At 62.6% G+C, this 14,001-nt stretch carries 13 protein-coding genes and 1 rRNA gene; 8 read left to right on the forward strand and 6 right to left on the reverse strand.

Annotation, left to right across the window (positions count from 1 at the left end):
- From M6689_RS00815 to M6689_RS00835, 5 genes are all read right to left on the reverse strand, one after another.
- Window positions 1–228 (reverse strand): hypothetical protein (locus tag M6689_RS00815; protein WP_298266705.1); only part of this gene is annotated, 228 nt, incomplete at its 3' end.
- Between the two features lie 194 nt (window positions 229–422).
- The gene (locus M6689_RS00820; RefSeq protein WP_298266707.1) at window positions 423–1,253 is read right to left on the reverse strand and encodes a polysaccharide deacetylase family protein; all 831 of its coding nucleotides are present in this window, start codon (window positions 1,251–1,253) and stop codon (window positions 423–425) included.
- Between the two features lie 111 nt (window positions 1,254–1,364).
- Complete coding sequence (clpB, locus tag M6689_RS00825; protein WP_298266709.1) at window positions 1,365–3,962, reverse strand: ATP-dependent chaperone ClpB; 2,598 nt, start codon at window positions 3,960–3,962, stop codon at window positions 1,365–1,367.
- A 96-nt stretch (window positions 3,963–4,058) separates the two neighbouring features.
- On the reverse strand, window positions 4,059–4,223 hold the full coding sequence (locus M6689_RS00830) for a hypothetical protein (protein ID WP_298266711.1): 165 nt from the start codon (window positions 4,221–4,223) through the stop codon (window positions 4,059–4,061).
- A gap of 133 nt (window positions 4,224–4,356) precedes the next feature.
- Window positions 4,357–5,430, reverse strand: a complete 1,074-nt coding sequence (locus M6689_RS00835; RefSeq protein WP_298266713.1) for a branched-chain amino acid aminotransferase — start codon at window positions 5,428–5,430, stop codon at window positions 4,357–4,359.
- Between the two features lie 168 nt (window positions 5,431–5,598).
- Here M6689_RS00835 and M6689_RS00840 point away from each other — a divergent pair, with 168 nt between their 5' ends.
- The 8 genes from M6689_RS00840 (at window position 5,599) to cysN (ending at window position 13,646) form a co-directional block, all read left to right on the forward strand.
- Entirely contained in the window at window positions 5,599–6,054 is a 456-nt protein-coding gene (locus M6689_RS00840) for a hypothetical protein (RefSeq protein WP_298266715.1), read from the forward strand.
- A gap of 106 nt (window positions 6,055–6,160) precedes the next feature.
- Window positions 6,161–7,015, forward strand: coding sequence for an RNA polymerase sigma factor RpoH (gene rpoH / locus M6689_RS00845; RefSeq protein WP_298266717.1), 855 nt, complete (start codon window positions 6,161–6,163; stop codon window positions 7,013–7,015).
- Window positions 7,016–7,094: 79 nt separating this feature from the next.
- Window positions 7,095–7,841 (forward strand): HesA/MoeB/ThiF family protein, encoded by a 747-nt coding sequence (locus M6689_RS00850; RefSeq protein ID WP_298266719.1) that lies wholly within the window; start codon window positions 7,095–7,097, stop codon window positions 7,839–7,841.
- A 215-nt stretch (window positions 7,842–8,056) separates the two neighbouring features.
- Window positions 8,057–8,848, forward strand: coding sequence for a hypothetical protein (locus M6689_RS00855; RefSeq protein WP_298266721.1), 792 nt, complete (start codon window positions 8,057–8,059; stop codon window positions 8,846–8,848).
- Window positions 8,848–10,296, forward strand: coding sequence for a DASS family sodium-coupled anion symporter (locus M6689_RS00860; protein WP_298266723.1), 1,449 nt, complete (start codon window positions 8,848–8,850; stop codon window positions 10,294–10,296). Before M6689_RS00855 ends, M6689_RS00860 begins: the two co-directional genes overlap by 1 nt.
- 40 nt (window positions 10,297–10,336) lie before the next feature.
- Window positions 10,337–11,044, forward strand: coding sequence for a phosphoadenylyl-sulfate reductase (locus M6689_RS00865; protein WP_298266725.1), 708 nt, complete (start codon window positions 10,337–10,339; stop codon window positions 11,042–11,044).
- Window positions 11,044–11,982, forward strand: a complete 939-nt coding sequence (gene cysD / locus M6689_RS00870) for a sulfate adenylyltransferase subunit CysD (RefSeq protein ID WP_298266729.1) — start codon at window positions 11,044–11,046, stop codon at window positions 11,980–11,982. Before M6689_RS00865 ends, cysD begins: the two co-directional genes overlap by 1 nt.
- Window positions 11,982–13,646, forward strand: coding sequence for a sulfate adenylyltransferase subunit CysN (gene cysN / locus M6689_RS00875; RefSeq protein WP_298266727.1), 1,665 nt, complete (start codon window positions 11,982–11,984; stop codon window positions 13,644–13,646). Before cysD ends, cysN begins: the two co-directional genes overlap by 1 nt.
- A 134-nt stretch (window positions 13,647–13,780) precedes the next feature.
- Here cysN and rrf read toward each other — a convergent pair.
- Window positions 13,781–13,897, reverse strand: a 5S ribosomal RNA gene (gene rrf / locus M6689_RS00880).
- Window positions 13,898–14,001 lie beyond the last annotated feature (104 nt).

Consider the following 14,001-nt stretch of genomic DNA (forward strand, 5'->3'; position numbering starts at 1 on the left):
CGGAGCCTCGGCAGGCTTGGCTTCTTCCTTCTTCATTGCCTTCTTTGCAGCCTTCTTCACCTTCTTGTGCTTCTTGTGCTTCTTGACCGGCTTCTTCTCTTCCTTCTTCATTTCGCCGGCGGCGGGAGCAGCCGGAGCAGCTTCCATGGCGGGCTCAGCGGCACAGACGATGCCGGCGAACGATACGGCGACGAGGACAGCAACAACGGACGAAAGAACTTTCTTCATTTCGGGATCCTCCCCTTTTGGTGTGTGATGCAACGCATCTGGCATCTGCTTTTAGCAGAGACCGTGCCAGGCGTGTCTCCACTCGTAAGCCTCCGTATTGATGAGACTTTCCATAAATCTCACCGGAGTACCGACCCATCCGTAACCTCATGCGGGCAATCGGCTACCCCATTTGCGGCACACATCCTATTGACTTACTCCAGCGGCAACTCCGAGAGCCGCACGAACCGGAACCCCCGGGAGCGGAGGATGGGAATGGCGGCCAGCACCCCGGAGGCAGTCCCCGATTCGGGGTGGTTCATATGCAGGATGGCAATGTCTCCCGGGCGGGCCTTCAGGAGGGCGGTCCGAACCTGGTCGGCGCTGAAGGTGGCGCCGGCGTCACCGAGGAGCGAAAAACCCGCCACCTGGTGACCGAGGGCCGCCGCCACCTCCACTGCCACCTCGTCGTAGTAGGCGGTGCCGGAGCGATAGAACGCCGGGCGCCTCCCCGAAATCTCCTCGATCCGCCGCGCGTTTTTCTCGATCTCGTCGACCAGTTCACCCACATCGCGGGTTCCGGCAATGCCGTAAGCCTTTTTCCCCGAGACCGATGCAGGGCGGTGCCGGTCTCCATGGTTGGCGATCTCGAAGAGCGGATTGGCCGCCAACTGTCTGAACAACTCGGGATTGGCCTCGATCCAGAGCCCGCTTACAAAAATGGTGGCAGGGATGCGCTTCCGTTCCAGAAAACCGATCAGGGCGGCATCGAACCCCTTCCCCCGCGGACTGCCGCAGGCATCGAACGTGAGGGCCATAACCTTCTCGCCGGTTTTCAGCCTCGTCCTGACCCCCGGAACGCTCTCTCCCCACCCGACCGGTGTCCGGGCACCGAACCGGGTCACGAGACTGTCGCGCAGCGACGAGTATTCCTCCCGGGGCTGGCGGTTCACACCACCCCCGGCAGAGGCGGCTTCCCCCCCTTTGGCAAACGTTACGGAAAGCAGCCAGGCAACCGTGGCAATGAGAATAAAGTTTCGCTTCATGATTCCTCCCGCCGTGATCGCGTAATCCTAGATCCTTTCGGCGCACCGCGAAAGAAAAAAGCGGGCCCCCTTCCGGACGGCCCGCTCCGTAGTTCCCACTCCCGGGGATGGCTATTTTTTCTTGATGACGAGACTGTCCCCCCCCACCGAGAGATCGACCCGAACCGTGTCCCCCTCCCGGAAACGACCTTCGAGAAGCAGGAGGGCCAGCGGATCCTGGATCTTGCGCTGAATGGTCCGTTTAAGGGGGCGGGCACCGTAGGCGGGATCGTACCCCTCCTGGGCCAGGTAGGCCCGGGCATTGTCGGTGATCTCGAAGGCAAGATGGCGTTCTTCGAGACGCTTCATCAGGCCCCGGATCTGGATCTCGACGATCTCCTTGATCCGTTCCAGCGGCAAGGCATGGTAGATCACCACCTCGTCGATCCGGTTGAGGAACTCGGGCTTGAATCCCTCCCGCAGGGTCTCGGTGACCATCACCTTCATCCGGGCGTAGTCGCTGCTGCCATACTGCTGGATCCACTGGGAGCCGAGGTTGCTCGTCATGATGATGACCGTGTTGCGGAAGTCCACGGTCCGCCCCTGCCCGTCGGTGAGCCGGCCGTCGTCGAGCACCTGCAGCAGGACGTTGAAAACTTCGGGGTGGGCCTTCTCGATTTCGTCGAAGAGGACGATGCTGTACGGCCGGCGGCGGACCGCCTCGGTGAGCTGCCCCCCCTCCTCGTAGCCGACGTAGCCGGGAGGAGCGCCTATGAGCCGGGCCACCGTATGCTTTTCCTGGTACTCGCTCATGTCGATCCGGACGATGGCCTGGTCGTCGTTGAAGAGAAACTCCGCCAGCGCCCGGGCGGTTTCGGTCTTGCCGACCCCGGTGGGACCCAGGAAGAGAAACGAGCCGATGGGGCGGTTCGGGTCGGAGAGGCCCGAGCGGGCCCGTCTTATGGCATTGGCCACGAGGAGCAGCGCCTCGTCCTGGCCGACCACCCGGCTCTTGAGCCGCTCCTCCATGCGGACGAGCTTCTCCGCCTCCCCCTCCATCATCCGGGAGAGCGGGATGCCGGTCCACCGGGAGACGATCTCGGCCACGAGCTCGCCGTCCACCTCCTCGGGGAGCATCTTCCCCTCCTTCCGGACCTCCTCGAGCTCGGCGCTCTTTGCGGCAATCTCCTTCTCGATGGACGGAATCTCGCCGTAGCGGATCTCCGCCGTCCGTCCCAGGTTCCCCTCCCGCTCGGCCTTCTTCGCCTCCTCCTTCTTCTCCTCAAGCCGCTGCCTGAGGAGGCTCACCTGGCCGATGATCTCCTTCTCCCGCTGCCAGTGGGCCTTGAGTTCGGCGGACTTGGCCCGCAGATCCTCCAGTTCGTCGGCCAGTTTTTTCAACCGCTCCCGGGCGTGGGGGTCCTGACTCTCGCGCAACAGAGCCTGCTTCTCGATCTCGAGCTGGATGACCCGTCGCTCCACCTCGTCGATCTCCGTGGGCATGGAGTCGATCTCGATCCGTAGCCGCGATGCGGCCTCGTCGATCAGGTCGATCGCCTTGTCGGGGAGGAAGCGGTCGGTGATGTAGCGGTCCGAGAGGGTAGCGGCGGCGATGATGGCGCTGTCCTTGATCCGGATGCCGTGGTAGTTCTCATACTTCTCCTTGAGCCCGCGCAGGATGGCGATGGTGTCCTCGACGCTCGGCTCACCGGTGTAAACCTGCTGGAACCGGCGCTCCAGGGCCGCGTCCTTCTCGATGTACCTGCGATACTCGTTGAGGGTCGTGGCGCCGATGCAGTGGAGCTCCCCCCGCGCCAAGGCCGGCTTCAACATGTTGGAGGCGTCCATGGCCCCCTCGGCGGCGCCGGCCCCCACCAGGGTATGGAGCTCGTCGATGAAGAGGATTACCTTCCCCTCGGACTTGGCCACCTCCCTGATGACCGCCTTGAGACGCTCCTCGAACTCGCCGCGGTACTTGGCGCCGGCGATGAGCGCCCCCATGTCGAGGGCCACGAGGCGCTTATCCTTAAGGGTTTCCGGCACATCCCCCGAGACGATCCGCTGGGCGAGCCCCTCCACGATGGCGGTCTTCCCCACCCCCGGCTCCCCGATCAGGACCGGGTTGTTCTTGGTCCGCCGCGACAGTACCTGGAGCACCCGCCGGATCTCGTCGTCACGGCCGATGACCGGATCGAGTTTCCCCTGGCGGGCGAGGTCGGTCAGGTCCCGGGCGTACTTGGCCAGGGCCTGGTATTTCTCCTCGGGGCTCTGGTCGGTTACCCGCTCGCCGCCTCGGATTTCCTGCAGTGCCGCCAGCACCGTCTCCCGGGTGGCGCCGGCATCGAGAAGAAGCCTGGTCGCCCCTGCCTGCTTTTCGGCGAAGAAGCCGAGGAGGAGATGCTCGGTGGAGACGAACTCGTCCTTCATGGCGTCGGCTTCCCGCTGGGCAGCGTCGAGAATCCGGTTCAGGGAAGGCGAAAGGTAAGTCTGGACGGTGGCCCCGCTCACCTGGGGAAGTTTCCTGAGAAGGGCTGCAACGCCTTCCCGGACCCTCTCCGGCGCCGCCCCCACTTTTCGGAGAATAGGACCGACGATTCCCCCCTCCTGCTCCAGCATGGCCGCCAGCAGGTGCTCCGGCTCGATGGCGCCGTTTCCCTGGCTCGCGGCAAGTTGCTGGGCCGAGGCGAGGGCCTCCTGGCTCTTTATGGTCATCTTCTCGGGTCTGATCATGGGACGTTCTCCTTTCCTGTTCCAAGGAAAACATAGGCACGCCCCGGGGTGATGTCAAGGAAGGGAGACGAGGGGTGGGGAAGGCGGAACGAAGGATCAGGGTGCGGACGGCAGGTCGAACTCGAGCTGGGTCCAGTTTTGCCGCTTGATCTTCGGGCCGGGATAGTAACGGGGGCAGGAAGAGATGACGACCGTGGCCAGCTGCTTACAGTGGCGGCGGCAAGAGCTGCAGAGCTTGTTGGGCTCGGTGTTCCGTTTCATGGCGCCTCCGGCCTGCGGGATGTGGAGCCGGCACCGGCTCCGACGACATCGCCATGGTAGCAAAAAACGGAGGAAAAAGAAAAGGCGGCATCGGCGCCGCCCTTCCTTTTCTTTATCTACTGTCCGGCCTGGTTCAGGCGATCTTGCGCACCCAACCGAAGGTGTCCGCGACCCGGCCGGTCTGGATGCCGGTCAGGGTGTCGTAAAGCCGGCGGGTAATCGCCCCCACGCCGCCGTCTCCCACCGTGTAAGTCTCGCCTTTGTAGGCAAAGGTCCCGACCGGGCTGATGACGGCGGCGGTGCCGCTTCCGAATGCCTCACTCACCTTGCCGCTGCGGATGTCGGAGAGGAGATCGTTCACGTCGATGGGGCGCTCTTCTATCGTGTAGCCGAGGCTTGCCGCCAGCTTCAGGACGGAATCGCGGGTCACGCCGTTCAGGATGGTACCGGTGAGGGGAGAGGTGACGAGGGTGTTGCCATAGGCGAAAAGCATGTTCATTGCCCCCACTTCCTCGATGTAGCGGCGGTTGACGCCGTCGAGCCAGAGGACCTGGTCATAACCCTTTTTCTTCGCTTCGAGCCCCGCCTTGAGGGACGAGGCGTAGTTCCCCCCCGTCTTCGCCTCGCCGGTCCCGCCGGGGACGGCACGGACGTAGTAGTCCTCCACCATGATCTTGATCGGGTTGAAGCCGGCGGCGTAATAGGCCCCAACCGGCGAAAGAATGACGAAGAAATAGTAGTGATCGGCGGGCTTGACGCCGAGGACCGGCTCCACGGCGATCATGGCGGGTCGGATGTAGAGCGAGGTCCCTTCAGAGGTGGGGATCCAGTCGCGCTCCAGGGAGACGAGCTTCTCGATGCCGCCGAGGAAGAGCTCCTCCGGCACCTCGGGCATACAGATCCGGTCGGCGGAGTGGTTGAAACGTCGCGCGTTCATCTCAGGCCGGAAGAGGGCTATGGTTCCGTCGGCCCACTTGTAGGCCTTGAGCCCCTCGAAGATCTCCTGGGCGTAGTGGAATACGGCACAGGCCGGGTCGAGGACGAAGGGAGCATAGGGCTCGATACGGGCGTCGCCCCACCCCTCCCCGGCCTTCCATTCGGCCAGGAGCATCCGGTCGGTAAAGAGCTTGCCGAAGCCGAGCCGGGACTCGTCGGTAAACTTGGGCTTTTTCCGTTCCTCCGGGAGCGGCGCGATTCTGATCTCCATCTGCGGGAACCTCCATTGTACGGCGCGGTGCGTCGGAATAGGAAACTCCCCATTGTCTACCACACCCCCCCACGGGGGGCAAGGTGTTTTTCCCACCGCGTCATTGTTCGCCTTGACACCCCCAGTCATTCCCCTTATCCTTCCCCCATCATCGCACAAGGAGCCACCATGAAGACGATATCCACCCTCTTTCTGGCCGTTTTTCTTTTCATTGCATCCGTTGCCGGGGCCGCTCCCCTCTTCGGCGGCTACGCCGGTCTCCCGTGGGGGGCCGACGCCCATGCGGTAATGAAGCAATTCCCGAAGGGGGAGATGGGGACCATGGGCCAGATGGTGGTCTACCGGCAGCTGAACCCGAACAAACAGATCCGGCAGCGGATGTTCGGATTCGACAAGGGAAAGCTCAAGGCGGTGTCGGTATCCTTTGCCGGCGCCTACGTGAAAAAGACCGGCCTCGAAAAACTCCTCGCCCTGCACCGCAAATCCTATGGCGAAGGGACGATGGACAACTCCAAGGCCCCCCACATCGTTTCCTTCGTCTGGGAAGACGCCAAGACCCGCATCGTCTTCTCCTATGCCCCCAAACGACCCGAAATGACGGTGGTGAACTACACGCAAAAGTAACATCCAACCACTTGATTTTTAGCATACCCCTTGCTACATTGAGTTAGCACTCCCACAAGTGGAGTGCTAATTTCATCAGAGACCCGTGACAGGAGGCGAACAATTCATGACGATGGCTCTCCCCGTTGTTGCCGACAGTCTTGCCCTTTATCTTTCCGAGATCAGGAAATTCCCGATCCTCACTCCCGAGGAGGAGCATCTCTACGCCGTAAAGTTCTACGAGGAGAAGGACCTGGAGGCAGCCCACCGCCTCATCACCGCCAACCTCCGCTTCGTGGTGAAGATTGCCGCCGAGTACAAGTCCTACGGCATGAAGATGCTCGACCTGGTTCAGGAGGGGAACATCGGCCTGATGATGGCGGTACGCAAGTTCAACCCCTACAAGGGAATCCGGCTGATCTCCTACGCGGTCTGGTGGATCCGGGCCTACATCCAGAACTACATCATCTCCGCCTGGAGCCTCCTCAAGATCGGCACCACCCAGGCCCAGAAGAAGCTCTTCTTCAAGCTCGGCCAGGCCAAGGATGCCATCCGGCGCCTCACCGGCTCCGACGATACCGAAGCGACCGCCCTCTCTCTGGACGTGAAGGAATCCGAGGTGATCGAAATGGATCTGCGGATGCGGGGCGACTGCTCGCTCGATGCGGAACTGGCTGACGGCGAGGGGATGACGCTTCTGGAAACGCTGGCTGACGAACGGCAAAACCAGGAGGAATCGCTGGCGGAGTACGAAGAGGCGACCCTGCTCAAGGGGTACGTTGCGAAGGCGATGGAGCGTCTCAACGAGAAGGAGCGGTTCGTGATCGAAAAGCGGGTGACCGCCGACGCCCCCCTCACCCTCCAGGAAATCGCCGATCACTTCTCCATCTCCCGCGAACGAGTGCGGCAGATCGAGGAGGGAGCGCTGAAGAAAATCAAGACATTCCTCGCCCCGGCCATCGAACACGCGGTGCCCGCCTAGTCGCGCCTCTTTCCGTCTCCAGGCCCCGCCGACCGGCGGGGCTTTTTTTCGACCCGCGAGCAGGAACAAAGGAGTGCAGATGCTCTCCCCAACGCAGAAAGAACGCTACGCCCGGCACATCATACTGGATGACGTGGGAGTTACAGGGCAGGAGAAACTCCTCCGCGCCAAGGTCCTCATCATCGGCGCCGGGGGGCTCGGCTCGCCGGTCGCCCTCTATCTTGCCGCGGCAGGAGTCGGAACCATCGGCATCGTTGACTCCGACTGCGTGGAACTCTCCAACCTCCAGCGGCAGATCGCCCACTGCACCGCCGACCTCGACCGCCCGAAGGTCGTCTCCGCACGGGAGAAGATGACGACCATCAATCCCGACGTGACGGTTGTCCCATACAACGTGCGGGTTACCCCTGCTAACGCCGCCGGGATCATTGCCGGCTACGACTTCGTCATCGACGCCACCGACAACTTCAGCGCCAAATTCCTCATCAACGACACCTGCGTCCGGGCCGCAGTCCCCTTTTCCCATGGCGGCATCCTTCGCTTTAACGGCCAGACCATGACCGTCATCCCCGGCAGCTCCCCCTGCTACCGCTGCCTCTTCCCCGAGGAGCCCGAAACCGAGGAGATAGCCATCGCCTGTTCCCGGGCGGGGGTCATGGGGGTTCTCCCCGGAGTGATCGGCACCATCCAGGCCACCGAGGCGATCAAGCACCTCCTCGGCATCGGCACCCTTCTGACCGGGCGGCTGCTCACCTACAACGCCCTCTCCCTCAGGTTCCGCGAAGTTCCTTTCAAGAAGAACCCATCCTGTCCCTCCTGCGGATAGCACACCAGAAATCCCCGCCGCATCCGGTGCACGCCCTACGCTTGCCGGACAATACCGCGCCGATATTTCCACACTTATAAGTAAACTTTTGATGAATTTTATTTCTTGACAAAAACAATAGTGTTAAGCAAAATACAATCAACGGTTCCAAGATAATCAAAACAACCGCCACACCCCGGGGCGACAGACGCAGCGCACGGAGAGAGGGACGCAACGTGATCTTGGATGAACGGAAATTGCAGAATCTCCCGGTCGGTCTCGCCTCCCCCGCCGCTTCCAGGGAATTGCGCCGCGAGGGGACCGTCTTCCTGGTAGGAGGGGAGCTTCCCCCCCAGCAGTCCCTGGAGACCCTCTTCGAGAGCCATTGCATAAGCCCGGCCGAGCTCTTTCATCTCAGGTTCGGCCCTCCCGACACCTTCCCCCGCGGGGAAGAACTTGCCCGCCTGATCAAGAAGAACTTCACAGCCCACCTGGTGGGAAGAGTCGACTATCCGCTCACCCCTCCCCTGGTGGAGCGGGCGTACGCCGCCGGCATCGACATCATCGACATCCCTTTTGTCGGGGTCGGTGGGGAGGAAGGCGAGCGGCAAGAGCGTCTCGCGTCCCTCGAATACGCCCGGGAGATATTCCCCCGCTGGTCGGTGGCGTCCACCCTTACCGTGGGGGATGGGCCGGCCGACGAGGCGATCGCCGTCATCGACGATCTCCTCGCCCGCAGGATCGTTCCCCTGCCGGAGGTTTCCCCCCGGGTCACAGGAGATAAGGGAAACGCCGTTAGCACCATCCTCCTGCACTTTGTTGCTGCGTGGCGCCGACACAAGGTGGCGATAGCTCCCCTGCAGCCGTTCATCGTCCTGACAACGCCTCTCGTCATGGCCAGAGCGGAGGGGATACTTCGCGGATTCATCGACCGGCTTCGAGACCGGCAGCTCGTGGCGGCCGCAGATTTGCGCCGGACGCTGCGCGTCCGCCAGGTTGAAGAATCTTTCGAATCGGCGGGGCTGTGATGGCACAGGAACTTATCGACAAGCCTCTGAAGATCGATACGCGGCCCCTCTGGTTGATCCTTCTCGACCGGACCGCCCGCTACCAGGTGTTTGCCGGACTGGCGGCCGCCTGTCTCATCCTCTTCAGGCTTTCGCCGCCGCAAGGGCTGGCGCCCGCCGGTTACCACGCCATCATTCTCTTCGGCGCCACCGTCTTCCTCTGGGTGTCCGGCCTCCTCCCCATCGCCGTGACCGCCCTTCTCTCCATGGTCCTGATTCCGCTCCTCGGGATCATGGATGCGAAAAGGACGTATGCGCTCTTCGGGAACGAGGCGGTCTTCTTCATCCTCGGCGCCTTCATCCTTGCCGCTGCCATGACCGGCAGCGGCCTCTCGGCACGGCTTGCGCGGGCGATGCTAGCCCGGTTTGGCAAGACCCCGAAGCGGCTGGCATTTACGGTGTTTCTCCTCTCCGCGATCCTCTCTTTCTGCATGAGCGAGCATGCCGTGGCCGCCATGATGTTTCCGGTGGTGACTGAGATCACCGAAAGCCTGGGGCTCGAAAAGATGAGGAGCCGCTACGCCAAGCTCCTCTTCATGGCCATCGCCTGGGGATGCATCATCGGCGGCATCGCCACCTTCCTCGGCGGGGCGAGGGCACCCCTTGCGGTCGGGATGCTCAGGGAGAGCAGCGGCCTCGATTTCACCTTCTTCGAATGGACCCTGGCAGCCCTCGTCATCGTGGCACCGCTTCTCCTGCTCGGCTTTCTCCTGCTCGCCCGGTTCTTTCCCCCCGATGTCGAGAGCGTCGAGGAGGGGCTCCGGTTCCTGAACCGCAAGCGGCTTGAGGCTGGCAGGATGAGTTACGGCGAAATGATCGTCGCCATGGTCATGGTCGTCACCATCGGCTGCTGGATGCTGCTCGGCAGGGAAACGGGCCTGGCCGCCATCGCGATTCTAGCCACGGCCGCTCTCTTCGCCTTCCGGGTCGTTTCCTGGAGCATGATCGAGGAATACGTAAACTGGGGGATAATTCTCATGTACGGCGGCTCCATCGCCCTGGCCAGCGCGCTGGAGAAGTCAGGGGCCACACTCTGGCTCGTCAACAAGGGACTCGGGATATTCACGCCGTCGCCGTTTGCGGTCGTAGCCGCAATCTCCCTCGTCTCGATCCTTCTCACGGAATGCATCAGCCATGCGGCGGTCGTCGCCATCCTGATGCCGATCGGAATGACCCTCGCAAAAGGAATCGGCATGGATCTCAGGGTCATGACCCTTGCCATTGCCCTTCCGGCCGGCCTTGCCTACTGCCTCCCGATGGGTACGCCGGCCACCGCCATCGTCTATGCATCCGGTTTCCTGAAGAGCCGGGATATCATCGCGCCGGGGGCCACGATCATGCTGGTTTCGTGGTTTCTTTTCCTGGCCTCGGCATGGTTTGTCTGGCCCCTCATCGGGCTTGCGATCTGACACGCGGCGAGTACGCTCGGCCGCTCCAAAGGAGTCAACAATGTCTCAGCAGGTTCGCCGGGATCTTCCGGTTCTTCCCACCGATGCCACGCCACAGCAGGTCCTCGCGGCCGGAGTCGGGGCGGCTCAAGGAGCGGTGAAGCTCGCCTGTTCCTTTTCCGTGGAGGATGTGGTCATCATCGACATGATAAAAGAACTGGACCTGGAGGTCGGCATCTTCGCCCTCGACACCGGCCGGCTCCACGAAGAGACGTACGAGGTGGCGGAAGCAATCACTGAGCGCTACCACATTCCCATCGAGTGGTACTTCCCCAGGCACGAGCAGGTCGAGAAGCTCGAACGCGAAAAGGGGCTCTTCTCCTTCCGCGAGTCGCTCGAAAACCGGCACGAGTGCTGCCATATCCGCAAGGTCGAGCCCCTCGGGAGGGCGCTCAGGGGCCTTGCCGGCTGGATAACGGGCTTGCGGCGCGAACAGAGCGTGACCCGGACCGGTCTTGCCCCCCTCGAAATCGATGGGGCGAACGGCGGCATCCTCAAGATCAACCCGCTCCTCGAATGGAGCGAAGCCCGGGTTTGGGAGTACGCCACCGGCCGCCGTTTGCCGGTCAACCGCCTCCACAAGCAGGGATACCCGTCAATCGGCTGCGCCCCTTGCACCCGCCCGGTGGCCGCCGGCGAGCATCCCCGGGCCGGCCGCTGGTGGTGGGAAAACCCCGAGCACAAGGAGTGCGGCCTGCACCGACGCTGATCGAAGGCACAAACGTTAACGAGGATAACGATATGAGAACGACCCTGACCCACCTGCAGCAGCTCGAAGCTGAAAGCATCCACATCATCCGCGAGGTGGTGGCCGAATTTGCCAACCCGGTAATGCTTTACTCCATCGGCAAGGATTCGGCGGTCATGCTGCATCTGGCACGCAAGGCCTTTTACCCGGCGCCGCCGCCGTTTCCCCTGCTGCACGTGGATACCACCTGGAAATTCCGCGAAATGATCCAGTTCCGCGACCGGATGGCGGCCGAATGCGGCTTCGACCTGATCGTCCATGTGAACGAGGAGGGGGTGAGGGAGGGGATTTCCCCGTTCACCCACGGTTCGGCCCTCTACACCGACATCATGAAGACCGAGGGGCTGAAGCAGGCGCTGGACAAGTACAGGTTCGACGCCGCCTTCGGCGGTGCCCGCCGGGACGAGGAAAAGTCGCGGGCCAAGGAGCGGATATTCTCCTTCCGCTGCGCCAACCACCGCTGGGATCCCAAGAACCAGCGCCCGGAGCTCTGGAACATCTACAACACCCGCATCAAGCCGGGGGAGAGCATCAGGGTCTTCCCGCTCTCCAACTGGACCGAGCTGGACGTCTGGCAGTACATCCACTTGGAGAATATTCCGATCGTACCGCTTTACTACGCAGCGGTGCGGCCGGTGGTGGAGCGGGACGGCATGCTGATCATGATGGACGACGACCGCCTGGAACTCAAGCCGGGTGAGACGGTGCAGTACAAGTCGGTCCGCTTCCGCACCCTCGGGTGCTACCCCCTCACCGGGGCGGTGGAATCGACGGCCGACACCCTCCCCAAAATCATCCAGGAGATGCTCCTGACCCGCACCTCCGAGCGCCAGGGGCGGCTCATCGACCACGACCAGGCGGGATCCATGGAGAAGAAGAAGCAGGAGGGGTACTTCTGATGGCACACCAATCTGAACTGATCGAAAAGGATATCCTCGCCTACCTCAAGAGCCAGGAAGAAAAGTCGCTGCTCCGTTTCATCACCTGCGGCAGCGTCGATGACGGCAAAAGCACCCTCATCGGGCGGCTTCTCTGGGACTCCAAGATGATCTTCGAGGACCAGCTGGCGGCCCTGGAGGCGGACAGCAAAAAGGTCGGCACCCAGGGGGGCGCCATCGACTACGCCCTGCTGCTGGACGGACTGCAGGCGGAGCGGGAGCAGGGGATCACCATCGACGTGGCCTACCGCTTCTTCTCCACCGACCGGCGCAAGTTTATCGTCGCCGACACCCCCGGCCACGAGCAGTACACCCGCAACATGGTCACCGGCGCCTCCACCGCCCAGGTGGCGGTGATCCTCGTGGACGCACGCAAGGGGCTCCTGACGCAGACGCGGCGCCACAGCTACCTGGTCTCCCTCGTGGGGATCCGCCACGTGGTCCTCGCGGTGAACAAGATGGACCTCATCGACTTCGACGAGGGACGGTTCGCCTCCATCGTGCGCGACTACGAGGAGTTTGCGGCTCCCCTCCGGTTCGCCTCCATCACCGCCATCCCCATCTCGGCCCTGAACGGCGACAACGTCATCGAGGTGAGCAGCAACACCCCTTGGTACCAGGGCCCCACCCTCATGAGCTACCTGGAGACCGTACAGGTCGCCGAGGAGCGCGCGACAGAGCCGTTCCGGCTGCCGGTGCAGTGGGTGAACCGTCCCCACCTCGATTTCCGCGGCTTCTGCGGCACCATCGCCGCCGGCACCGTCCGGCCGGGGGATGAGGTGCGGGTCGCCGCCTCCGGACGCACCAGCCGGGTGGCACGGATCGTCACCATGGGCGGCGACCTGCCGGAGGCGGTGGCCGGCCAGGCGGTGACCCTGACCCTCACCGACGAGATCGACATCAGCCGGGGCGACATGCTGACGGCAACCGATGCGCCGCCGCGTCTCTCCCGCCACCCGGAGGCCCACCTGGTCTGGCTCCATGACACCCCCCTGGTACCGGGGCAGGTCTACCTCGTCAAGACCGCCACCGCCGTGACCCCCGGCCGGGTCACCCGCGTCCAGTACGCGGTGGACGTCAACACCCTGGAACAGAGGCAGGTGCCGACGCTAGGGCTCAACGGCATCGGCGTCGTCCGCCTGGAACTGGACCGTGCGGTGGCATTCGATCCCTATCGCCAGAACCGTGAAACCGGCAGTTTTATCCTCATCGATCGGTTCAGCAATGCCACTGTGGCGGCAGGCATGGTGATCACCGCCACCCCCCTGGAGTCGCCAGATGTAGAACCTGCGAAGGCGAGCACCGGCGAAGGTGCATTTCTCCCCCGGCGATTCATTCTGAGCGAAAGTTCCGTTAATGGAGCGGACATGGGTGTTGTAGACCTGACGCGGGAATGGGGGCTGATTGAGTTCGAGATTTCCCCGAGCTTCCTCGATCATCTCGGCAAGGGGAACCGCGTCCTCTTCAGGCTTCGGGACGTAGGGCAACTGGAACCGGTTGCCCAGATTGCGTACGAGCAGAACCTCGTCTTCGAGTTCGGCCGGCATCGGGACCGGGTTAATGTAATTCTATACAAGAGTGGGCCGGAACCGGTCCCTCATGATTTCGAACGGGGCGGGCTTTAGCACGCCTAGATCAAAAAAGGTGGTCCCATAGCAGGGGCCACCTTTTTTGCATTCCGAATTCAGTGATAAGCGAGCAGGGCAGGAGCGCAAAAAGCCCCCCCTGAAATACAGGGGGGGCTTTTTGCGGATAAAACTCCCGGCGGCGACCTACTCTCCCACGCAGCTGCCCGCGCAGTACCATCGGCCCTGAGGGGCTTAACTTCCGTGTTCGGGAAGGGAACGGGTGTGACCCCCTCGGCATAGCCACCGAGAAACTCGTTGGAAAGACGCGAGGCGTGAGATGTAAGAAGTAACAGCTCTTGTCTTGACTTCTCATATCCAACGTCTTACATCTCGCCGATTTTTATCTCGGCAA

It is taken from the genome of Geobacter sp. (genome assembly GCF_027327745.1).
GTDB lineage: Bacteria > Desulfobacterota > Desulfuromonadia > Geobacterales > Geobacteraceae > Geobacter.